This is a genomic window from Oribacterium asaccharolyticum ACB7 (assembly GCF_000238075.1).
Taxonomy (GTDB): domain Bacteria; phylum Bacillota; class Clostridia; order Lachnospirales; family Lachnospiraceae; genus Oribacterium; species Oribacterium asaccharolyticum.
In genome coordinates this window covers 348,266-370,174 of sequence record NZ_JH414506.1, presented here as the reverse complement: position 1 = coordinate 370,174, position 21,909 = coordinate 348,266, and the positions used below count along the sequence as shown (strand labels likewise).

General features: G+C 40.5%; 30 protein-coding genes and 1 pseudogene. 25 read left to right on the top strand and 6 right to left on the bottom strand.

Features of this window, described 5'->3' with window-relative positions:
• Positions 1-3 precede the first annotated feature (3 nt).
• From HMPREF9624_RS09620 to HMPREF9624_RS09520, 22 genes and pseudogenes are all read left to right on the top strand, one after another.
• Complete coding sequence (locus HMPREF9624_RS09620; protein WP_009537568.1) at positions 4-381, top strand: SdpI family protein; 378 nt, start codon at positions 4-6, stop codon at positions 379-381.
• 86 nt (positions 382-467) lie between these two features.
• Complete coding sequence (locus HMPREF9624_RS09615) at positions 468-1,091, top strand: DNA alkylation repair protein (RefSeq protein WP_009537567.1); 624 nt, start codon at positions 468-470, stop codon at positions 1,089-1,091.
• Positions 1,092-1,122: 31 nt separating this feature from the next.
• Positions 1,123-1,677, top strand: coding sequence for a GNAT family N-acetyltransferase (locus tag HMPREF9624_RS09610; protein WP_009537566.1), 555 nt, complete (start codon positions 1,123-1,125; stop codon positions 1,675-1,677).
• A gap of 418 nt (positions 1,678-2,095) precedes the next feature.
• Positions 2,096-2,965, top strand: a complete 870-nt coding sequence (locus tag HMPREF9624_RS09605; RefSeq protein WP_009537565.1) for a BRO family protein — start codon at positions 2,096-2,098, stop codon at positions 2,963-2,965.
• Positions 2,966-3,061: 96 nt separating this feature from the next.
• Entirely contained in the window at positions 3,062-3,238 is a 177-nt protein-coding gene (locus tag HMPREF9624_RS12320) for an N-6 DNA methylase (RefSeq protein ID WP_334290522.1), read from the top strand.
• Positions 3,239-3,285: 47 nt separating this feature from the next.
• Entirely contained in the window at positions 3,286-3,675 is a 390-nt protein-coding gene (locus HMPREF9624_RS09600) for a bleomycin resistance protein (protein WP_009537563.1), read from the top strand.
• A 28-nt stretch (positions 3,676-3,703) separates the two neighbouring features.
• Positions 3,704-4,165, top strand: coding sequence for a hypothetical protein (locus HMPREF9624_RS09595; protein ID WP_009537562.1), 462 nt, complete (start codon positions 3,704-3,706; stop codon positions 4,163-4,165).
• A gap of 5 nt (positions 4,166-4,170) precedes the next feature.
• A pseudogene (locus tag HMPREF9624_RS09590) lies at positions 4,171-4,362 on the top strand (phosphomethylpyrimidine kinase); the annotation flags it as partial.
• Positions 4,363-4,423: 61 nt separating this feature from the next.
• Complete coding sequence (locus HMPREF9624_RS09585; RefSeq protein WP_009537560.1) at positions 4,424-5,161, top strand: CPBP family intramembrane glutamic endopeptidase; 738 nt, start codon at positions 4,424-4,426, stop codon at positions 5,159-5,161.
• Between the two features lie 32 nt (positions 5,162-5,193).
• Positions 5,194-5,829, top strand: coding sequence for a hypothetical protein (locus HMPREF9624_RS09580; protein ID WP_009537559.1), 636 nt, complete (start codon positions 5,194-5,196; stop codon positions 5,827-5,829).
• Complete coding sequence (locus HMPREF9624_RS09575; RefSeq protein ID WP_009537558.1) at positions 5,816-6,628, top strand: DUF6630 family protein; 813 nt, start codon at positions 5,816-5,818, stop codon at positions 6,626-6,628. The genes HMPREF9624_RS09580 and HMPREF9624_RS09575 overlap by 14 nt, the downstream gene beginning before the upstream one ends.
• Before the next feature lie 94 nt (positions 6,629-6,722).
• Complete coding sequence (locus tag HMPREF9624_RS09570; protein ID WP_009535021.1) at positions 6,723-6,932, top strand: DUF3791 domain-containing protein; 210 nt, start codon at positions 6,723-6,725, stop codon at positions 6,930-6,932.
• A gap of 74 nt (positions 6,933-7,006) precedes the next feature.
• A complete protein-coding gene (locus HMPREF9624_RS09565; RefSeq protein WP_009535020.1) occupies positions 7,007-7,231 on the top strand; it encodes a hypothetical protein in 225 nt (74 codons plus the stop codon).
• A 2-nt stretch (positions 7,232-7,233) separates the two neighbouring features.
• Entirely contained in the window at positions 7,234-7,500 is a 267-nt protein-coding gene (locus HMPREF9624_RS09560) for a hypothetical protein (RefSeq protein WP_009537557.1), read from the top strand.
• A 170-nt stretch (positions 7,501-7,670) separates the two neighbouring features.
• A complete protein-coding gene (locus HMPREF9624_RS09555) occupies positions 7,671-7,928 on the top strand; it encodes an AbrB/MazE/SpoVT family DNA-binding domain-containing protein (protein ID WP_009537556.1) in 258 nt (85 codons plus the stop codon).
• Entirely contained in the window at positions 7,928-8,710 is a 783-nt protein-coding gene (locus tag HMPREF9624_RS09550) for a CPBP family intramembrane glutamic endopeptidase (RefSeq protein ID WP_009537555.1), read from the top strand. Before HMPREF9624_RS09555 ends, HMPREF9624_RS09550 begins: the two co-directional genes overlap by 1 nt.
• Positions 8,711-8,822: 112 nt before the next feature.
• Positions 8,823-9,821, top strand: a complete 999-nt coding sequence (locus HMPREF9624_RS09545) for a PDDEXK nuclease domain-containing protein (RefSeq protein ID WP_036595163.1) — start codon at positions 8,823-8,825, stop codon at positions 9,819-9,821.
• A gap of 17 nt (positions 9,822-9,838) precedes the next feature.
• Positions 9,839-10,252, top strand: coding sequence for a DUF5301 domain-containing protein (locus HMPREF9624_RS09540; protein WP_009537553.1), 414 nt, complete (start codon positions 9,839-9,841; stop codon positions 10,250-10,252).
• Positions 10,253-10,362: 110 nt separating this feature from the next.
• A complete protein-coding gene (locus HMPREF9624_RS09535; RefSeq protein ID WP_009537552.1) occupies positions 10,363-10,746 on the top strand; it encodes a hypothetical protein in 384 nt (127 codons plus the stop codon).
• 18 nt (positions 10,747-10,764) lie between these two features.
• On the top strand, positions 10,765-11,310 hold the full coding sequence (locus HMPREF9624_RS09530; protein ID WP_009537551.1) for a DUF1697 domain-containing protein: 546 nt from the start codon (positions 10,765-10,767) through the stop codon (positions 11,308-11,310).
• Positions 11,307-11,522, top strand: a complete 216-nt coding sequence (locus HMPREF9624_RS09525) for a DUF3791 domain-containing protein (protein WP_009537550.1) — start codon at positions 11,307-11,309, stop codon at positions 11,520-11,522. Before HMPREF9624_RS09530 ends, HMPREF9624_RS09525 begins: the two co-directional genes overlap by 4 nt.
• On the top strand, positions 11,519-11,734 hold the full coding sequence (locus HMPREF9624_RS09520) for a hypothetical protein (RefSeq protein ID WP_009537549.1): 216 nt from the start codon (positions 11,519-11,521) through the stop codon (positions 11,732-11,734). The genes HMPREF9624_RS09525 and HMPREF9624_RS09520 overlap by 4 nt, the downstream gene beginning before the upstream one ends.
• A gap of 49 nt (positions 11,735-11,783) precedes the next feature.
• On the opposite strand, the gene HMPREF9624_RS09515 is transcribed toward HMPREF9624_RS09520, so the two are convergent.
• Entirely contained in the window at positions 11,784-12,131 is a 348-nt protein-coding gene (locus HMPREF9624_RS09515; RefSeq protein WP_009537548.1) for a winged helix-turn-helix transcriptional regulator, read from the bottom strand.
• Between the two features lie 246 nt (positions 12,132-12,377).
• Here HMPREF9624_RS09515 and HMPREF9624_RS09510 point away from each other — a divergent pair, with 246 nt between their 5' ends.
• A complete protein-coding gene (locus HMPREF9624_RS09510) occupies positions 12,378-12,893 on the top strand; it encodes a nitroreductase family protein (RefSeq protein WP_009537547.1) in 516 nt (171 codons plus the stop codon).
• Positions 12,894-13,090: 197 nt separating this feature from the next.
• On the top strand, positions 13,091-14,323 hold the full coding sequence (locus tag HMPREF9624_RS09505; protein ID WP_009537546.1) for an ATP-binding protein: 1,233 nt from the start codon (positions 13,091-13,093) through the stop codon (positions 14,321-14,323).
• Between the two features lie 108 nt (positions 14,324-14,431).
• Here HMPREF9624_RS09505 and HMPREF9624_RS09500 read toward each other — a convergent pair whose 3' ends face one another.
• Genes HMPREF9624_RS09500 through HMPREF9624_RS09480 form a run of 5 tightly spaced genes read right to left on the bottom strand, consistent with a single transcriptional unit; the run spans position 14,432 to position 20,751 of the window.
• The gene (locus tag HMPREF9624_RS09500; protein ID WP_009537545.1) at positions 14,432-16,141 is read right to left on the bottom strand and encodes an ABC transporter ATP-binding protein; all 1,710 of its coding nucleotides are present in this window, start codon (positions 16,139-16,141) and stop codon (positions 14,432-14,434) included.
• Positions 16,138-17,895, bottom strand: coding sequence for an ABC transporter ATP-binding protein (locus tag HMPREF9624_RS09495; protein WP_009537544.1), 1,758 nt, complete (start codon positions 17,893-17,895; stop codon positions 16,138-16,140). Before HMPREF9624_RS09495 ends, HMPREF9624_RS09500 begins: the two co-directional genes overlap by 4 nt.
• Positions 17,888-19,411: an ABC transporter ATP-binding protein gene (locus HMPREF9624_RS09490; protein WP_009537543.1), complete on the bottom strand. Its 1,524-nt coding sequence runs from the start codon at positions 19,409-19,411 to the stop codon at positions 17,888-17,890. Before HMPREF9624_RS09490 ends, HMPREF9624_RS09495 begins: the two co-directional genes overlap by 8 nt.
• Positions 19,412-19,414: 3 nt before the next feature.
• Positions 19,415-20,143, bottom strand: coding sequence for an energy-coupling factor transporter transmembrane component T (locus HMPREF9624_RS09485; RefSeq protein ID WP_009537542.1), 729 nt, complete (start codon positions 20,141-20,143; stop codon positions 19,415-19,417).
• Positions 20,140-20,751, bottom strand: a complete 612-nt coding sequence (locus tag HMPREF9624_RS09480) for an MptD family putative ECF transporter S component (protein WP_009537541.1) — start codon at positions 20,749-20,751, stop codon at positions 20,140-20,142. The genes HMPREF9624_RS09485 and HMPREF9624_RS09480 overlap by 4 nt, the downstream gene beginning before the upstream one ends.
• Before the next feature lie 183 nt (positions 20,752-20,934).
• Between HMPREF9624_RS09480 and HMPREF9624_RS09475 the strand changes: the two genes are divergently transcribed.
• Positions 20,935-21,897 (top strand): helix-turn-helix domain-containing protein, encoded by a 963-nt coding sequence (locus HMPREF9624_RS09475; protein WP_009537540.1) that lies wholly within the window; start codon positions 20,935-20,937, stop codon positions 21,895-21,897.
• Positions 21,898-21,909 lie beyond the last annotated feature (12 nt).

Here is a 21,909-nt window from a genome sequence, read left to right as displayed (position 1 = left end):
CAAATGGGATTCTGGATATTCATGCTCATTATGGTTTTACTTATTCCGTTAACTATGATTTTCTTCGGGTGGCTACTTTTCAGGAAAACACCGAAAGAAATTAATTATGTATACGGATACCGAACAAAAAGGTCAATGATGAATGAGGAAACATGGAGATTTGCGAATCAATATTTTGGGAAAGTATGGTATCTTTGTGGACTGATTTCAGCCCCTCTCTCCGTGATTGCCATAGCCATTGTGTTTGGGAAAGGACCGGGAACCGTGGGGACGGTTGGCGGTATTATCACGATGTTGCAGATGCTCCCCTTAATCGGAGCGATAGTTCCAACCGAAAGCGAATTAAAGAAAAATTTTGATGAAAACGGAAAAAGAAGATAAACAGAATTGACGGAGCTTTTTGAGTGAGATTTGTCAGTGCAAAATAGAAAAGGGCAGAGCAAAATCTCTTAAGGAGGTGAGTGGATTTGAAGGAATATATTGCCGCATTAGAACAGGAATTATCTTCGGTAGAAAATGGTTTCAAGCCGGAAGAAAGTAGAGCTTTACAGGATTTTCAATCTCATGATTTTGCTTATTGCAAGACTTTGGCATTTGCAGCTTATCAATCTCCTGTTTATCAAGTGAGAATGTATGGGGTATTTCTTTTTGGCTACTTATCTGAGGATGAAGAAATCCTCCATTTTATGAAGGAAGAAATTACAAAGGATGAGAACTGGAGAGTGCAGGAGATTTTAGCGAAGTCCTTTGATACCTATTGTAAAAAAATCGGAATGGAAAAAGCCCTCCCTACGATTACGGAATGGCTACAAAGTCCTGAGCCGAACGCCCGAAGAGCCGTTACGGAAGGGCTAAGAATCTGGACAAGCAGAGCCTATTTTAAAGACCACCCGGAAGAAGCCATTCGGCACTTAGCTGCTTTAAAAGAGGATCCCAGTGAATATGTACGAAAGTCCGTGGGCAATGCTTTACGAGATATCAGTAAGAAATTTCCGGATTTTATTCGTAAAGAAGTAGAGAGCTGGTCTTTGGATAGTAAAGAGATAAAACAGGTTTATCACTTGGCAAGTAAAGTTATCAAGAAGAATTAAGATCATACGTGCATAATGAGGTAAAGTAGAAATGTCCGAAAGAAGTATGCTGAATATCAGCCAACTGTCTACAAAATACAAAATTAAAAAAATGGGGGAAGAGGATGTCTCCGGGATTTTGAAACTGGAGAATAGCAATCCCCTGTATTTTTTGTATTGTCCACCAAAGCCATGTAGGGAAACGGTGCTGAATGATTTAAAAGCATTACCGGAGGGGAAAAGCCATGAGGATAAATTCTATATTGGCTTTTTTGAAAATGACAGCTTAATTGCCATTATGGACTTTATTCTCTCCTTTCCGGAAAAAGATACGATTTTCATCGGTTTGTTTATGATGGACAGTAAAGAGTCCGGAAAAGGGAAAGGGAGCGCTATTATTGCAGAGGCTTTAACTACATGGAAAAGTGAAGGTTATAAAAAAGTAAGGCTGGCCTATATGAAAGGAAATATGCAAAGCAGGAACTTTTGGAGAAAATGTGGTTTTACGGAGACGGGAGTAGAAAAAGAAAATGAGCATGGAATAGCGGTCATTATGGAATGTAACTGCCTCCAATTCCCCGAGCTTCCTTTAAAGGAAAGAATCTAAGTCAGCTCATATCATATGACATAGGAGAACTTTCAGGGCAAGTGATATGAATCTTGAATAAGGGTAGGCGTGGTAATTTCAATATTTACCTTGAGACTTTACGGAAAGAGGTGTTTTTAAGCTCATGACAATGTTAAAATGAAAATCTGTTATTTGTTTGAGAGAGGTTCTTTGGACTTTTAAGTAAATAAAGGATTTAAATAGGGAAATTCAATACATGATTATGCCTTAATATAATCACTTTATAATACGAATTTATCTTGGTAATTTAAATTTGATAAAAGCTAAATACATCAAAAATTTTTTTCTTTTCGCTAGGAAAATTAGTTGAGAGACCATCTATGATGACATCTGTCAGCATAAATCATTAGATTTTTTGACTAGTTCAATAGTTCATAGTAAAACAGGAGGTCTTGATATGTACGACGAAATTAAAATCTTTGAAGGGAACCGGATTCGCTCAATTTGGAACGAGGAAAAGGAAGAGTGGTATTTTTCAATTATTGATATTTTAGGGATTCTTACAGAAAGTGAAAATCCAAGAAAATATTGGAGCGTGTTTAAAGTAAGGCTGAAAAAGGAAGGCAATGAACTGGCTACAATTTGTAGCCAGTTGAAAATGAAAGCCTCAGACGGAAAAATGAGGCAAACGGATGTAGCCAATATGCAGGGGATTTTCCGCATTATTCAATCCGTACCATCTCCCAAGGCAGAACCCTTTAAGATGTGGTTGGCAGAAGTTGGAAAAGAAAGAATAGATGAGATTATCGATCCGGAGTTAACGATAGATAGAGCGTTGGAGACCTATGCGCAGAAGGGATATTCCAGAGAATGGATTAATCAGAGATTACAAGCCATTCAAGTAAGAAAAGAACTGACTGATACTTGGCAAGACCATGGGGTAGAAGAGGGCAAAGAATATGCCATACTCACAAATGAAATATCTAAGGCTTGGAGCGGTATGACAACAAGAGAATACAAAGACTTCAAAGGATTGAAAAAGCAAAATCTTAGGGATAATATGAGCAGTACCGAGTTAATATTAAATATGCTTGCAGAAGCGGCTACAAAGGATATTACTAATGCGACAAATCCCTATGGATTAGAAGAGAATAGGCAAGCTGCAAGAGACGGTGGTAAGATTGCCGGAAACGCGAGAAAAGAAATTGAGGAGCATACCGGAAAAGCAGTTATTACCTCTCAAAATGCAATTGATTTTGGAAAGTTGATTAGCGACGTAACGAAAGAGCTGCCTGAAAACAGGATAGATAGGAGTAAAAAGAAATGATTAATATCAGAAAGCTGGAGAGTGAATTATGGGAGTCGGCAGATTTACTCCGCTCAGGTTCACCGCTAACATCAAATCAATATTGCATGCCTGTTTTTGGTCTTGTTTTTTTTACGTTATGCCTTCGAAAGAATTTATGAGTATTTTCTCAATAAGTTTCCCAAAAGTATTGCTTCAGATGATGGTATGTTTTTTATGCCGAAATCCCTTGTGAAGATGAGGACTTCCTATGATAGGAGCAACAGTGATAGCGTTTATCGAATTGATAAATGATAGGATAAAAGCGGTGTAGAAAAATTAGAATTTTAGGAGAAGCTGGTATGGATTTTAATAATTTGATTCCTGAATTATCAGTTTTTGATATTCTTCAAACTAAAAATTTTTACGAAGAATTAGGATTTAAAATAGAGTACGAACGACAGGAAGAGAAATTTGTTTTTATGTCTTTTCAAGATAGTCAGTTTATGTTTGAACAAATTCATGATGAAGGGTGGAACACAGGGGAATTAATCTATCCTTTAGGAAGAGGAATAAATTTTTCCATAACAGTTGATGATATTGAAAACCTATATACATTAGTGAAAAGTAAAAAATTAGAGATTTACAAAAAACTGACCAAAAGTGTATATCTGGTTAACGGAATAGAAGAAATACAGATGGAGTTCTTGATTCAAGATCCTAATGGATACTTATTGAGATTTACAAACTGATAACTTCCAGTTTGTAGGGGAGCACAAGATGTTAAAAATAAAAGATTTTATATTTCAAGAGGATTGGGGAGACAGAAGAAGCTGCCTCATGTTCTTTAAAGCAGACCAAGAGGAAAGTGCCTCGTGGGCTGTAGACATTGGGTTTAAGCCCGGGGATTTTGAGGGAAATGAGATTTCCCCTTCTATCTGTATCAATCCCATAGATACCGATAAGAGTGATGTAAAGGAATTGGTGGGGACTACATTTTCAGTAAAGACAGTAGAGGAAAGTGAAGAGCGTGAAGATTCCTTTTATATTTATGAAAACGAACCGCTAATTGAATACAGGATAGAAGTCTTAGATATAGCAGAGGCAAAAGCCCATATAAAATGCAATGGGGTGCTTATTCTTGACGGCTATGCGGAGCCATGGACAGAAGAAAAATTTGAAATAGACAGTTGGATTCCGGTAATAGAATCCGTGCAGGATTGGGATAAGTTGTCCTTATGACGGAAGAATTCATTCAGCGATTAGACGCTTTAAAAGCGGATCCCAGTGAATATGTCCGAAAATCCGTGGGCAATGCTTTACGAGATATCAGTAAGAAATTTCCGGATTTTATTCGTAAAGAAGTAGAGACTTGGTCTTTGGATAGCAAAGAAATCAAACAGGTTTATCACTTGGCAAGTAAATTGATAAAGGATTAAATACATTGTTCTGTTACTTGCCATAATTGGAACGGAGAAGTTGAGAAGGAGTTATACTAAAATGAATTCTAAGAGGCTGGCAAAATTTCTTATCATTACATTCCTTATTTCTTGGATAGCATGGTGTGGGCTTGCTGCGTTAACAAGTCTCAATATTGTTCCATTTTCCCATCCTTTAGGTACTATTCTGCATATTATAGGAGGCTTCGGACCAGCGATAGCAACTTTGTTTGTATTGGAAGAAAAAAATACGATTAAATCTATAGTAAAATTCATTTTTGAACACAGGAAAAAATCATTGAACTATCTGTTTCTATTTTCTGTTTTTGAAATACTGACAATAAGTTTATCTTCAAGAGAATTTAATGCTGCATTAAAGATGTATTTAATACCTTTAATTTTTCTACAAGCAACATTTATATATGGTGGTGAAGAAGAATTAGGTTGGAGAGGAGTAATGCAGCCTTTATTAGAGCAACAATTGAATTTTCCGATATCCGCCATTATTACAGGCACAGTGTGGGGGATTTGGCATATACCGCTTTGGTTTATAAATGGGTCATCTCAACAAAATATGCCGTTTACCTTGTTTTTAGTATTAGCTATTATACTCAGTTTTTGGCTAGCGACAATTTACAAAAAAACGAAATGCATATTTGCTTGTAGTGTTTTTCATGGATTGACAAACACTCTTTTGTCTATGTTTATCATTAAATTGAATATTATACTTATAATAGGTGTTATTGCTATGCTTATATATTCAATATATATATGGTATTACGGAGAAGCAAAATCATAACTTCCAGTTTGTAGGGGAGGAGAGAAAACGGAATGGACTTATGGGAGCTGATCAAGAATAATACGGAACTTCATACTATGCTTATGCGAGAGTGTGACATTTGCTTTTACAAGCAGCTTCAGGAAATCCAGTTTATGGAGAATAATGAAAACTATTCTATGCAAGCTAAGGCATTTGCACATGATGCAAGTGGCGGAGAATTTGTGTTGTTACAGGATGAAAGCATTGGCTTTATCGGTAGTGAAGGAGAGGTGGGAAGAATTGCGGAAAGTCTTGCAGAGCTTCTGACCTTTTTAATTCACGCAGGAAATCTATTTGACTTTAACTGTAAGAAGATTTATCAAAGGGAAAGCTTGCTGAGAGCCTTTTGCGAAGGCTATCTAGCCAAAATTCGAGAAGATTATCATAAAGAACATAAGGACTGGGATAAGATTCGGGGGGCGTTAGCGGAAGAACTGTCACTTCCGTTTCATCCGGAGCATTTGCAGGATGTGGCAATGCAGTTTTATAAAGCAGCGATAAGAGAGCCTTTATTTTCTTGCAAATATATGGACGGTATGGAGGAATATACTTGTGATTCCATACTTTCCGATACGGTAGGGATGTGGGTGAAAGAGTTGACCGGAATGACGAAAGAGGAGATGGAAAACAATCATGAGCATCTATAATTGGATACAGAAAGTGTTCTTTGAGATTTATGAAGAATGGCACATGAAAGACCCGGCTTACGATAGAAATGGATTTCATATTAGCGGAATTGACAATGCACTAAAAGCGATGCATGACGGATATTATACTTATGCAGAGATAAGCCCGTCCCATGCCGTAAAGGGGTGTACATTGATGAAAGCGGTAGTCGGGAAAAGCAAAGAGCTGGTCAATTTATATTTGAAAATAGAGGATAAAAAATATCTTATTTCCGACTTAAGCTACAGCGATGCCGTAAAGATTATGAGGGCATTTGTGAAAAAGGAAGTTCTTCCCGATGAAAAGACTTATACGGAAGTGATAGGAAATGATGATGCAATCGTAAAATCCGCATTTGAAGACTTATCAAAGCTCCTGCTGGAAGACCCAAAAACAGCGCAACGATTCCTGAAAAAGCACAAGCATGAAAGTATGGAAGATATGGACCATGCCTGGGAAGAGCTTTTTTTCGCGTTAGAGCGGAAAGGAAAAGTGATAGAACTGGATTGGAAAGCGAGGAAGGATAGTTTTATTCCTGCTGTGCGTAAATTAAGTGCCGGACTAAATCTCAATCCGGATGAGAAAATGCTGAATGATGAAGAGGATATCCCAAGATGGGGAAAGATTCTGAATGCGGAGTGGACAGAGTATGTTTTGTCTGCCATGGACATAGGAAGTGACAGCTATGCGATGATGGTTCTCAGTAAGGAAGACTTTGAAAAAGCAAGGGAGCTGGCGAAAGTGTTCTTGCATAGAATCGCAGTGATTGAAGAGATGTGAGAAGATTTTATAGTTATATTCCAAGGAAACAATCGAGGCATGGTATAATTACTTCTCATCCGAAAAGTTTGAATGTATAAGGAGAAAAACACTAATGATTAACGAAATAATTTTCATGGAAATTAGATTATTAGGAGAGTTCTGCCAAAAGTATAGAATGAGTCGGGCGGCTGCCAATGATCTTTTTTCAAAACATAAAATCTGGCAATATATAGAGTCGTGTTATGACACTTTTCATATTAATGGTGATGAGCACAATTTAGAGGATATCAGTAATGTTTTAAAGACGAAGGGAGCGATTTAGTGAAACTAAAAGATGGAATGCTCCTATCACGGAAAGAGCAATCGGCTGTTTAAAATTTCAGGAGGCAAGAAAATATGTCATTTGAAAAAATGAATGCATGTGCAGACATGATACTTACAGATGCTATTTGTGATATGGCTGAAGAAGAAAATATCTCCATTGAAGAGTCGAGAAATAGACTTTTGAGTTCTAATGCATGCAAATGTCTTTATGATTTTGATTCCGAACTGTGGAAAGAAGGACCTGATTATTTTTTGGACTACTATAGAAGGTCTGAGAAAAATTTGAGGTGTAAATAGACATGGAAAGGCATCCTTTGACAGATTTTGGAAGTCCCGGACCAATCGTCCATTTTGTGGAGAGATTTTATAAAAAAGGATATGAAGAAGAACTTCTTCTGTCCTTAAAAAGAATGCCTACGTTACATACGGTATGGATGCTAAATCGTCTTATCAATAGAACAGATCAAGCGGAAGTCTATTTAGATATTCTGAAGGGAATTTCTGAAAATGCATCCTGCGATAAGGAAATCAGAGAAGAGGCATTGCATTTCTTATCGATTCACTAAAGAACAATAGTTCAAAGTTTGCTTTTTATAATGCTTGATTTATAATAATAAAAGAAAACTTGAAATCTAAAGAATCTAAAGAATCTAAAGAATCTAAAGAATCTAAAGAATATAAAGAATCTAAAGAATTTAAAAAATTTAAGTAAGATAAAGAGCGAAAGGAAGAAAATATGAACTTGGCAAAAATTTCAGCAAACGGTCAGATTACAGTGCCTGTAGAAGTGCGCCGCCAACTTGGATTAAAATCCGGTGATAAGCTTTTATTTCTTCAAAAGCAAAATGGAGAAATTATTGTTAGTAATGCCTCCGCTACTGCCATCCGAAAGGCGCAAGCTGCATTTCAGGGAGTTGCAGAAGAAATGGGTATAAATAGTGAGGAGGATATTCAAGAACTGGTAAATGAAGTGCGTTATGGAAGAAAGGTATAATGAATATTAAGCCAATTATTAAAGCGTTTTTATTTCCAACATTGCTTCATATAACAGCAGTTGCAGTACTGGTTGGAATTCTAAAAGAAAAAGGATATGGATTAGGTTACCATTCTTTTTTGGGGATGGTTTTTATTATCATTGGAGGTGTGTCGTCCGCCTTTTGGGGCGTATTTTATCAAATTAAATACAATGGGAAAAATCCTTTGTGTATAATAAAGGATTTTTTCAAAATAAAGCAGCCATTTAAAATCTATGCAATGGTAATCGTATTTTTAATTATAGACTTTTGTTCTGTGGCAATAAGTAAGGGATTCAAAATTGAAAATGTATGGATTCCGATAACTCTATTCTTTAAGGCCATTCTATTTGGTGGAATAGAAGAAATAGGATGGAGATATTCTTTTCAGCCCTGTTTAGAGAAAAAGCTTTCCTATATCGTTGCGACGATGATGACCTTTGTGTGCTGGGAAGTATGGCATTTTTTGTTCTTTTTTATTGATGGTAGCATTGCAATGGTTGATGTTCTTAATTTCTCGTTGGGACTATTCACAAACTGTTTCATACTATCGGCATTATTTGCCTATTCAAATAGTTTATGGATATGTGTAATGACACATGCACTAATGAATACATTATCTCAAATTACTTTCCATGATAATGTAATTATAGGGAATGCATCCAAAGTAATATGTATAGTTGCTGCTATTTTGTTAGTTCATGCGACAAAGAAGGCAAATAGCAGCTTAATGAAAGCTGACAATGTTTCTACCGTTGGATGAGCAAAAGTTCAGCAATTTGATAGGAGACTATACCAAGGGCAAGGATACGGGAAATCAACGTATTATTGTAAAAAATACAGATTACATTGAAAGCGAGGTGAAGCGAGTGTTAATGAATTCGTCGGAGTATATCTCCATTGTTGAGAAGATAAAGAGTGAAATTACGAGTGCGCAGTATCGGGCAGCTGTTCATGTAAACGCAGATATGTTGCTCCTATATTATGACATCGGTTGTGTCATTAATGAGCACAAAACTTGGGGAAACAAATTCATTGATAACCTTGCGTCCGATATTCGCATGGCGTTCCCGGAAAGCAAAGGTTACTCTGTTCGCAATCTAAAGTATATGGCAAAATTTGCTGCTCGTTTTTCAGATAGAGAATTTGTGCAAGAGGCACTTGCACAAATAACTTGGTATCATCATATTGCCTTGATGGATAAACTGAAGAGTGCAGATGAACATATATGGTATACGAAAGAAGCGGCAAAGAATGGCTGGTCCCGCAATGTGCTGGTGCATCAAATCGAAAGCGGACTATATCAGCGGCAGGTGCTGGTTGATAAGGTTTCTAATTTTGAGAGCCGCTTGCCATCACCGCAAAGTGAGTTGGCAGCGCAGACCATGAAAGACCCGTATGTGTTCGACTTTATCCCATTCCGTGAGGAGATGTTGGAAAGAGATATTGAGCAGGCGCTTGTTCGCGACGTTACTAAGCTTCTGCTGGAACTTGGAACAGGATTTGCATTTTTAGGCAATCAGTATCATCTTAATGTCGGGGGTGATGATTTTTATATTGACCTATTGTTTTATAATCTGAACCTGCGGTGTTATGTAGTTATCGAGTTGAAAGCAGGAGATTTCAAACCGGAATATGCCGGTCAGCTGAACTTCTACCTGTCTGCAGTAGATGGAATCCTAAAGAAAGAGGAAGACAATCCGTCCATCGGCTTACTGCTCTGCAAAAGCAAGAATAATTTGGTTGCAGAATATTCCCTAAAGGACATTTCAAAGCCGATTGGTGTGAGTGAATATAAAGTCACCCGAAGCCTGCCGGATGCCCTGGAAGAGCAGTTGCCCTCGGTTGAAGATATTCAAAAGAGAATTAAGTGAATTTGTGGAGAAAAAACATGAAAAAGTATATGGGAATCGCGTTAGCTTTTATTTTCATTTTTGTATTAACAGCTTGCGGAGCGAAGAAGGAAATCAGCTTGCCGGAGGCAAAGGACATAACGGAAATTGAAATCACGGAAAATCCTTCCGGAAATACTGTGAAAATCACGGAACAGGATGAAATAGCTAAAATCGTGAAGGACATCAAAGAAAATACTAAAGATACAGGAGGGGAAAGTTATCATGAACAGCCTGCAAACATTAAAAAATTTCTGGCTGTTAGCTTTTATTATAACAATACGGAAAGGAACTGGGAGGTCGTTTATCTATATGAAAATAGAAATAAGACCTATGCTGAACAACCCTATTCAGGGATTTGGAAGATCAAAAAAGAAGTATTTAAAGAGATTAGCGGTAAATTAAAGCAATAAAGGGACAATGTAAAAGGATTTTGACACACGCTATAAGTGATGTAAAAGCCATTTGCTGGACGACAGGGGGCATTTTCCCTACAATAAAAATGCCAGGGAGGTGCAGTAGCATGGAGCATAATATTAGAAATAAAATCGTTATCATACTTTCTTATCTATTGATTTGGGCGCTTAGCATGATTGTGTTTTGGTTTTTTACAAGCGGAAGTGATGCTATGGGCTACAGTTTAATGTACCTTTGGATTATCCTTCCGGTAACAACATTTGTTGAGTCTGTGCTGATTGGGAAAAATGATTTTTGGGGAAAAGGAAAATGGGGATGTACCCTTTTCTTTGGCCTAATGTATATGCTGGCTGAATATGGTACATTTAAAATGGCAAACAACATTGCCGCTAACAAGATCAATGCCCCGGACTGGGGAATGATTGTAGTTGGAGCGATAATCTCTGCAATCGGTATCTTGCTGGGGTCGTTATGGAAGAAGAAACACTAAAATTAAGGAGGCAGTTTCTTGCAATATATACTTTTCCTTCGGGGCATCAATGTGGGCGGTAAGAATAAAGTTTCTATGAGTGCGTTAAAAGAAGCTTTATTCCTTGCAGGCTTTGAAAATCCGGAGTCCTATATCAATAGTGGCAATCTGTTTTTTGGTAGTGCGGAAAGTCTTGAGGCTTGTATCTTAAAGATAAGAAAAGTCTTAGAAACAAACTACGATTTTTCTATTCCCTTTGCATTGCTTACTAAAGAAGAGTATCTGGAAGAACAAGCGGCATTACCGGCTTGGTGGGAAGAGGCGTTGGCAAGAAGAGATGTTTTGTTTTATTCCTGTACTATGGATAAATCTGATATTCTTCACTTTATAGAGAACGCTACATTTTACAATGAGAAAGTACATGTCGGGAAACAGGCTGTATTTTGGGGAAAAATGGATGAGGCGGAATATCTAAAAACTACCTACCATAAAAAACTCATGAAGCAGGATTTCTACAAGCAAATTACGATTCGAAACGGAAATACCTTTGATAAGATTGCAGAAATTTTGAGGAGGGAATTTTGAGTTCGGAAATCTTTTCTTTTGTTATTTATATGATTCATGCCTGCGCAAACCGTTGGAGGAAGACGCCTGCACGGGTATATTTTGCTTTAAAACAGAGTGGCTGTCTTAATTATTACCTGATTCCGAATTATGATATTTTACATACACAGAGTACTGATTTTGTTGTGAAAGATATTGAAGAATATCTTGCCCAAAAAGAGGTGATAGTATGACAGAGGAAGCTTTAGAGCAGTTTTATCAAGAAAGTCTGGAAGAAAGATTGATCCAGAATATTGCAAAAGAGTTGCATTTATCTTTAGAAGAGGCGATGGACTGTTATTATAAGAGTAGGCTGGCAGGCCTGATTCAGGGGGGAAAGGAAGGAGTGCAGTATCTGGATTATAGGGCTTTAACTGCGCTTTTTATGGAAATGGAGAAGGTATAAATTTCATTTACAGTCCACAAATAAGCTATTTACAGGCGGTATTTCCGCCTTATTCTTCAAAGCTTCCGGCCATATACTTGCGTCCCCAGTCCCGCATGGAATGGATAATGTCTGTAAGGGTTTTTCCTCTTTCCGTAAGGGAATATTCGGTTTTGGGCGGAACCACAGGGTAGACTTTCCTATGGATTATTCCGTCATGTTCTAATTCCTTAAGCTGCTGTGTCAACATTTTGGCGGTAGCTTGAGGAATATATTTTTGTAGCTCATTATATCGCAAGGTTCCATCGTGGATGAGATGGCAGAGAATAATCATTTTGTACTTTCCGCCAATCTGAGAGAGCGTTGCCTCTACGGGACAATGAAACAATTTTTCTGAATTTGAAATTTTTTTTGTCATTTTTTTTGCTCCAAATTCTTCCGGAAATTCATAGAAAAAGTCAATAAAATCAAGACTGTATTGTGGTTTCCCAAAAGTAAGTATATTACTGAAAAGTGAGTATCTTACTAAAAAGTGCGTTCTTGCTGAAAATATACTAACTGTTTAGGATGACATAATCAAGTTGGTAAGAAAAAAATTATATCCAACAGAGATGAACTCATAGAACAGAACAAAATATAGTAGGAAGAAGAAAGGGAGAAAATCATGGATTTTATAACACTGGCAAAGAGTCGTTATTCTGTTCGTAATTATAGCGAGAGGCAGATAGAAAAAGATAAGCTGGATAAGATTTTAGAGGCGGCGCATATCGCACCCAGTGCCAGAAACAAGCAGTCTGCCAGAATTTATGTTGTGCAAAGTACGGAAGGAATTGAAAAGCTTCGTTCTCTTACCAGATGTGCGTACAATGCGCCAACGATTCTGATGATTGGCTATGAGGAGTCCGAGCAATATCGGAATGAAATGGAAGAGGGAATTCTTTCCGGTCAGCAGGATGCCTCTATTGTGGCTACTCATATGATGCTTGAGGCGGCAGAGCTGGGACTTGGTTCTGTATGGGTGGATGGGTTCCCAAATACCGAGACGGCAGAAGCATTTCATTTGCCAAAGTCTGTAAAGCTGGTATGTCTGATGCCTGTAGGCTATGCGGCGGATGACGCAAAGCCGGCACCGATGCACGAGAAGTATAGACCTATTGAAGAAATGGTGAAGATACTATAGAGAAGAACTCCGGCAGAAGGCTTTTGTATGAAAATGGAGTGATTTTTAGACATCCGGAAAATAATCTGAAAATATCTTAAACAAAACAAGACTTTATACGGCGACTAATCTAAAATTAGACTTTAGATTAGTCGCTTTACTTTTACTGTGATGGCGACTATAATTAAGTCATACTTTAGATTAGTCGGAGGATAGGCATGGCATATATTCCAAGAGCTATTTCGGATATTTTAAAAAGCAGGGTAAAAAGCAGCAAATGTACATTGATTGTAGGGGCAAGACAGGTGGGAAAATCCACACTGGTAAAGCGGGAATTCCCTGAATTTAACCGAAGTAATTTTGATGATCGCTTAACCAGAGTGCAGGCCAAAGAGGAACCTAAGCTTTTCTTTTTGAACAACCCCTGTCCTTTGTTTATTGATGAAGTACAGAAGGAATCCTCCATTTTGGAAGAGATTAAATTGAAGGTGGATGATTCTGATGAAAGAGGACAATTTATCCTATCCGGTTCCCAAAAGCTGGAATTAATGAAGGGGGTAAGCGAATCTTTGGCAGGGAGAGTGTCGGTCTATGAGTTATCCGGCTTATCCTTGCGGGAGCTTCATCAAATCCGTTTCAACCGTCCCTTTGTTCCCAAAGAAGAGTATATCAAAGAGCGGGAGAAGGAATTGAAAGACTATGACAATATTTGGGAAATCATTCATCGAGGTTCTTATCCGGAGCTTTATGATATAGAGAGGGACTGGCAGGAATTTTATTCCTCCTATGTTGCCACTTATTTGGAAAGAGATATCCATGAACTGATTGCTGCGGATAGTATTACATTTACAAAATTCCTGACGGCGGTTGCGGCAAGAACGGGGGAGATGCTGAATTATAAAAACATTGCGGGAGATGTTGGCGTAAGTGAACCGACCATAAAAAACTGGATTTCTATTCTGGAAAGAACGGGAATCGTCTTTCTTTTACAGGCTTACAGTGCGGGGGCTTTAAACAGGGCAATCAAAACCCCGAAGATCTATTTTCGGGATACGGGTCTTGTTTGTTATTTGACCAGATGGTTAACTGCGGATGCTTTGAAAAATTCAGCGGTTGCCGGAAACATTTTTGAAACCTTTGTGGTGTCGGAGATTTTAAAATCCTATTCCAATGCAGGAAAAGACTACCGCTTTAATATCTTCTACTATAGAGGAAAGGATAAGAATACCTTCGGTGAAAATGAAATCGACTTAATCATTGAAGAGGATGGAATCTTGTATCCGGTGGAAATAAAAATGTCGGGCAATCCTAAGGCTTCCATGGGAGCTACGAATCAAGTACTGGATAAGATTCCGGATAAAAAAAGAGGTATGGGAATCATTCTATGTCTTATTGATAAAAAGACCTATCTTAGAGAAAATTTATTGGCATTACCGCTTGAGTATATCTAGTGCAGAGATTATCACAAGTGTCTCTTCTGCTTTAGGGAACTTTTTACGAATAAGAAATACATAAAGTTCCCTAAAGTAGACGCCGGAAGAGTAAAGTCAGTGCCCCCTCTACGCCGTAATCGATTGTTCGGCGTTCCACATGGCAGTATATTTACCGCCCAATGCCAAAAGTTTTTCATGGGTTCCGGATTCCACCACTTTTCCACCGGACAGCACGAGAATCTGATCCGCGTTTTTTATAATAGACAATGTGTGTGCAATCATTACAACGGTCTTGTTTTCTTGCAGAAGACGTACAATGGCCTGTTTTACAGCGAATTCATTCTCAATGTCCAAAGAGGCGGTTGCCTCATCAAGAAGCAGAATCGGGCTGTTTTTCAATATAGCCCTAGCAATAGAAAGTCGCTGCCGTTCACCGCCGGAAAGCAGATTTCCATTTTCACCGATAGGAGTATCATAGCCCTTTTCCATTTTGCGGATAAACGGGTCACAGTTCGCTTTTTGGCAGGCCTTTTCAATTTCTTCATCGGTAGCGGAAGGCTTTGCATGGCGTATATTTTCCCGAACTGTATCATTAAACAGGAAGGTGTCCTGATCCACCATGGAGATGCTATCCAGCACATCTTCCGCATTGACATTTCGGATAGATTGTCCTCCGATGGCAATTTCTCCGCTTTCCGGCTCATAATACTTCGCAATCAGATTCAGAATTGTTGATTTGCCCGAGCCGGAGTCCCCCACGATTGCGGTTAGCTTGCAATCCGGGATGGAGAAGCGCATTTCTTTTAGAACCACTTCCCCCTGCACATAAGAAAAGGATACATCGTGAAAGGAGATGTCGTGCTCTTTGGGAGAAAAAACAGCTTGGCTTTTCGCTTCTTCCTTTTCCGCCAACACGTTTTGAATGTTTGTCTTAGAGAGCAGGAGATTCCTGTAACTGAACAGATCGACCGAAATCGCAGCGATTAGACGAGCGAAAACCATCGGCATCATGCAAAGAAACAGGAAAGTGATTGCGGGAATCTTCCCGGACTGCCAAGGGATGAATCCAATCCACATAATAAGCGGAACAGTCAGCCAATTGAAAATGTTAAAAGCGAAATTAACAGGTATACCGTGTGCCTCATATTGATAACTGACGGCGCTGAATTTACGCAGGACATCTGTTGTATTTCTGTTTTTAACACCGCCCATTCCATAAGAACGGAAGGTCCGGATTCCGTCAATGTACTCGACGATTTGTCCTACAGCTTCCGCCGTAACGGAATTTTTTTCTTTACCGTACTTTTCCACAATCCGAAACGACAGCAACATTTCCGGAACGAGGAGTAGAAGAGAAAACAGCAGGAGGATTGCGGCAGGAAAATAGAGAACACAGATCAAAGCAAGTACGATTACGGACAGCACCCCGTTTTTCACAAGGGAGGCAAGTTTGTGCGTCAGAATCTGCTCATAACTGTTTACATCTGCCGTCATGATATGGATATATTGTCCTTCCTGTTTCTCCGTAAAAGAGGATAGTGGAACTCTCCTCAGCTTATCGCCAAGGCCGAGACGGATATTTTTAGAAACTTCGGCACCCCCGATTTGGCTCTGTGTATAGCCGGTGCTGTAAATAGCAAGCCGTATTAGGAAGATTACGCCGACGAGGCAGGATATACGGGTGATGCTCCTTATATCGGCAGACCCGTCGTACAGCATTTTCAGCACCGCGTAAAGGACAATGTAGTTACTTCCTGACAGCAGTCCTTCCAGAACAGTCAATAGCAGACCGAGGTAAAACCGAGGATTCTTATGGAAAAGATCATTGTCTCTCATCTTACGTCTCCTCCTTTCCCATAGCGGATATTTCTTGCCGCTTCATAGCTTTCCCAACTTTTCCGATAGTTTCTGTTTCGTAAAAGCAGTTCATCATGGGTTCCCATATCGGAAATCGTGTGATTTTCTACCACCAAAACCCTGTCACACATGCCGACTACACTAAGCCGATGGGCAATGATGATGACGGTTTTTCCTTCGCAGAGGTTCTTAATCGCCTTGTCAATCTCCATTTGGTTTTCAGGGTCTGCGGCACTTGTCGCTTCATCTAAAATCAGGATCGGTGCATTTTTCAAAATGGCTCTTGCGATGGCGATTCGTTGTTTTTCTCCACCTGAAAAGCGGGAACCATAACTTCCGACCTTTGTATCATATCCATCCGGAAGGGACATAATGAAATCGTCAATCTGCGCTTTTTTTGCAGCTTCCCGCACCGCCGTAAGAGATGCGTGCCTCCCCATACGGATATTGTCAAAGACAGAGTCACGGGTCAGAAAAGTCTTCTGAAAGACAAGAGAGATATGCTGAAGGAGCGTTTCATAGCGAATGCTTTTAACATTTTTTCCTCCGATCAAAACCTCTCCCTCGTCCACATCATGGAAACGGGCAATCAGTGCGGCAACCGTACTTTTCCCTGCCCCGGATGCGCCTACAACGGCAATCTTTTCGCCATCCCGGATGGACAGGTTGGCATTTTCCAGCACATTTATTTTCCCGTCATAAGAAAAGTGCACGCCTTTTAGCGTGATATCATGGCTTTCGGGGAAATCGTCTCCCCCTTCAAAGGTAGGAAGCGCCAGTATTTCTTTGACTTTGTTCATGCCGCTAAATGCCTGTGCAAAATTCCCAGAAAGCTGTTGAAGCGGAAGCAGTTCCGTTAAATACAAGGATCCGATGTAGGAAAAGAGGAGAAATACACTTGCCGGGATAGAACCGTGCAGGAAAAGTCTCCCGCCAAGAGGAACAAGGAGTAAAAGTCCGGACTCCAAAAGCAGGATGAATACGGCATATAGGGGAGCGGTCTTTTTCGCGATTTTGTTCCATGCTCTGTTTTCGTCGAGAATGGCTTCTCTGAATTTTTTAAAGGATTTGCTACCCATCCGGTATGCTTTAATGAGACGCATACCGCGGACATATTCGACCATAACGGAATTGAAGTCGGCGAGAGAGGCGTTGGTCTCCGGTAATAGGGCAGACATTTTTTGAAACACCGCCATCATCACCGGGATATCCAAAAAGAGAGGAATCAGGGAAATCAGTGCCAGCGGGATGTTCACGGTCATGAGGTATATAAAAATCACGACAGGACCGGTGAGATAGCTGACAAGCTCCGGAATGTTATGGGCAAGACATAACTCTAACTTCTCAATGTTCTCATTCAAGACCGTTTTGATTTCGCCTGTGCTCCGTTCGCTAACGTATCCGAGCGGCACTTTCGCGAGCTTTTCTATAATCATGCAGCGCACGCGAAACAGCGCATTGTACGCCCCTTTGTGTGAGAGCACGCCGGACAGCCCCAAGAGAACCATGCGAAAAACAGTCGTGACACTTACGAGAACAATACAGTCCGTCAATCCTTTCCTTGTCAGTGTTCCGAGGAGGACAGCGTCCATCAGGTGATAAATGCCGACATACGGTCCGATTACAAACAGTCCGCTTAAGAAAGCACAGAAAACGGAGGCAAATAAGTACCATTTATCGCTTCCTGCCCATGTAAGAAGTAATTTTATCGGCTTTTCTCGGTTCTTATGCAAAGTAATTCCCTCCCTTATTTCCACTCTTCTTTTCTCCCACGGCGGAAAAGAACAACTGCCTTATTTCTTCCTTATTCTCTGCACGGCATTGTAAATCGTAGTGTATTTTCCCATCAGAAAAAACAAGCATACGGCTACATGTCCTGCAAAAAAATTCATAATCATGCGTCACAATAAATAGGATTTTCCCCTGTTCGGAGAGTTTACGGACAATTTTTGCGACCTTTTCCATGCTTTCATAATCGAGCCCGCTGGTAGGTTCGTCAAAGACAATCAACTCTTTTTTGCAGATCTGTCCCACAGCGACGGCCAGTCTTTGCTTTTGTCCGCCGGAAAGGGTACCGGGATGCTGTTCGCTAAAGGGGGTCAGTTCCAGCATAGCCATTGTTTCCGCGACGAAATCGGCATCCGGGTTTTTTATGCCAAAGGAGCATTCGGCCTTTACGCTTTCTGCAAAAAGCTCATAATTCACATCCTGCATGACCATATAGGAGATTTTTTGCCGCATCTTTTTTGAGAGGATTCTACCATCCCGGAGAAAATCTCCTTTTATTTCTTTATGTAATCCGCAAAGAGCCCGTGAAAATGTTGTTTTTCCTGCGCCGTTTTTCCCGACAAGGGCAATTACCTCACCTTGTGAAAACTTTTCGTTGATATTTTCCAGCACGGTTTTTTTCTTGTAGAAAAGAGAAATGTTCTTCAGCTCCAGCCTTATTTCTTGCGTTTTTCCCGCGGTGATTAAGGGTAGCTCTTTTCGTAAGTCCGTCGTTCGGAGCCCCATACTCTGGCGTTCTTCGTCTGAAAGGCTTAGGAACTCTCTCGCAGAGTAATCCTTTTTTATTCTCCCCTCGTTCAGTACAATAATCCGGTCAGCGATATCCATGAGATAATGTAGCCTGTGCTCGACTATTAAAATAGTCTTTCCCTGAGACTTCAGCATTTTAAGATGAGAACGTAAAGAAGCGACCGATTCCATATCCAGATTGGAGGATGGTTCATCCAAGAGATAAACAGAGGGGTTCATGGCATAGACGGAGGCAAAAGCAATCTTCTGCTTTTCTCCCCCTGAAAGAGAGAAAATATTTCTTCCGCGCAGATTTTCAATTTTCAAATCCTTTGCTGCGGTCGCCACTTTTTCTTCAATCTGTTCTCTTGGGAATGCCCGGTTTTCCAAACCGAAAGCAATCTCACTGTCTGTGTCTACATTAAAAAACTGCGTTCTGGGATTCTGAAATACCGAGCCGACAAGAGAAGCCGTTTCATACATTGGCATTTCAGATATGTTTCGCCCGTCAAGTAGAACTTCTCCGCAAAGTTTCCCGGGATAAAAATGCGGAACAAGTCCATTTATGAGGCGCGTCATCGTGGTCTTTCCGCATCCGCTTTTTCCGGTGAGAAGGACGCATTCTCCGTCATGCACCGTCAAGTTGATGTCCTGCAAATCCTCCGTTCTCTGTCCGGCTTCCTGCTCCTCATGCGAGTCATACGAAAAAGATACATGCTGAAACGTAATCATAGGCTACACCATCCTTTCCCGGATAAAACCCAAAATAAGGATGAATACTGCAAGAACTATGGCAACGAGGTCCCTCCACCGGAACCGTATCGCAAGAAGGCAGGTACGGGGCTTTGGATTTTCTATCCCGCGTGTTACTGCGGCACAAGAGAGTTCTTCCGCTGTATTGGAAGCCGTCATCAATAAAGGAACATAAAGGCATTCCACCGTCATGGCCGGGTTTTTAAGCAATCCGAATAAGGATGGCGTTACATCTCTAAGCCGCATAGCGTCTTTGATATACCCCCAGTCTTCACGAACTGTGGGAATATAGCGAAGCATGACCGCGAGCGGAATAAGCACTTTCTTCGGTATATGTGCTTTGTTCATCGCAGTCAGGAACTCGTTCACCTTCGTTGTGGAAAGAATAATGCTCGAAAGGAAAGCACAGGGGTAGACCGTATAAAACAAGCCGAGCCAGGAGGTGAACACGGTGTAAAGTACCCCTTTTTCAAGCGATCGAATCCATAGCGTTAATATATAGAAAGCGCCATAAAATGCCATGCAGAAAAGCGATTTGCGCACTTTTCCGCTTGCACAGCCGAATACGGTAATCGCAAAAACAAGCACGCTCTCATACAGGAGAGAGGAGGCAATCGTCGCTGAAATTACGCATAGAATCAGCAGGACGATTTTTGTGCGGGGGTCAAATTGCAGGCCGAATCGGTTTTCTGTATATGCACTCCGATTCATGCCGTGATTCCCGCTTTTGTAAAGTGTTTCTTTAACAGTTTACTACCAACAAAGCCGCTGAGAAGAGCGACGAAAACCGTGCCTGCCAGCATGGTCAGGAAAACCCGGTGGTTGACTGCGGATGTCATTCTATCCAGATACTCCTCCGGTGTGCCTTTCTCCAACATCCGACTTACCCAGACCTTGGGATTTAAGAAATAGGCAATATAAGAACCGGTTCCCCCGAGACAGAAAACAATATAGGATAGAATGTTGATTCTTATACTTTTATATCGTGCGGTCCATGCCAGAAGATCCGCTGCTGCGCTTCCGACCAGATATCCGATGGTCATGCCGATATGCATGCCGGTCGCATAGCAGAAAATTGCCATCAAGAGTCCTGTGATAAAGATTGGCCCCGGTTTTGGTACTTTCGCAATCAGTAAAAGATAGACCGGGCCGGCTAGAAGCGATGCGCCCACCGGAAAATAAAAGGTCAAAGCCGGGAACATGGCAAAGGGACCTCCGCTTAAGGAGATACATACGAAAATGATTGCCGAAAAAATGCCGATCGTAATGAGGTCCTTGATTGTAAGGCTCTGTTTCTTGATCTTTCTTTTGCTTGTCATAAGAGATGCCCTCCCTTAACCGTACATATTGAAATGAAAGAGACGCTGTGGTAATACATTGTTAGATGTCGCTAATCGCAAAAACAGTATAAAAAATCAGGAGAAGCGAAACAATGCAGTCGAGCGTTGTTTGCCTGAACTGTACGAAATGATGTCCGATATGTATGATTTTGAGGGGATTCTATGGAAGTCAACGAATTTTACAGAGAATGGCTTACCCGCAGCGGTTTTATTGAATGTGAATCTACACAGAACTTTAGCCCTGCCGGAAAATTGTATCTCGCGCCAAAGGAGCTGGCTTGTGGATATTACTGGGTCTACGGAGAAAAGGATTTGTTTGATATTAAAATCCATGATTTCTATTTTTTCGAGGATCACTTTATCTCTCTTACTACGCCGGAGTGTTTAAGCATTACTTACTATGATTCCGTGTCCGGGGAGGAGTTGACCCCTTACCGCCGTTTAACTGCGGGATGTGTCAAAACCTTTCACGGAGGGCATGCGCTTTATCAATCCATTATGCACGAGAATATTCCGATTCGTTCCGTGGGAATTGAAGTATTTCCCGCATATTATGAAAAATATCTGCGGGAAAGCTATCCGGATGACTACCTTCCTCCCAATGAGGCATTCCGTCGCATCGGGCAGACGCTTGACTTTCCGGAGATGTCCCGACTTTTACGTCAAGTTTGGGAGTATAATGGAGAGGGCATACCGGCAAAGTTATTCTATGAAGCCAAGGTCGCTGAAGCGGTTTCGCTTGTTTATGAACATGGAAAGCATAGTCAGAATACTTTATCTACAAAAATATCCAAGCAGGACATGGATGCCTTAAGTAATGTTACCTCCTATATCCATGACCATTTTAACTCGGCGCTTCCATTGGATACGCTTGCGCGAATTGCCTGTATGGGTACAACAAAGTTGAAGACCTCTTTTAAGCATGTCTATCAACGCACCATTTCGGAGTACATCCAAGAGCGACGTATGAGTCATGCGGAAATGCTTTTGAGCTCCACAGACCTTACAGTTGACCAGGTAGCATCGGCTGTAGGGTATTCCAATGCCGGAAGATTTGCGGCAAACTTTAAAAACAATACAGGACTCTTTCCGTCGGAATATCGTAAAATGGCACGGAGGAAATAAGGACATTATTTT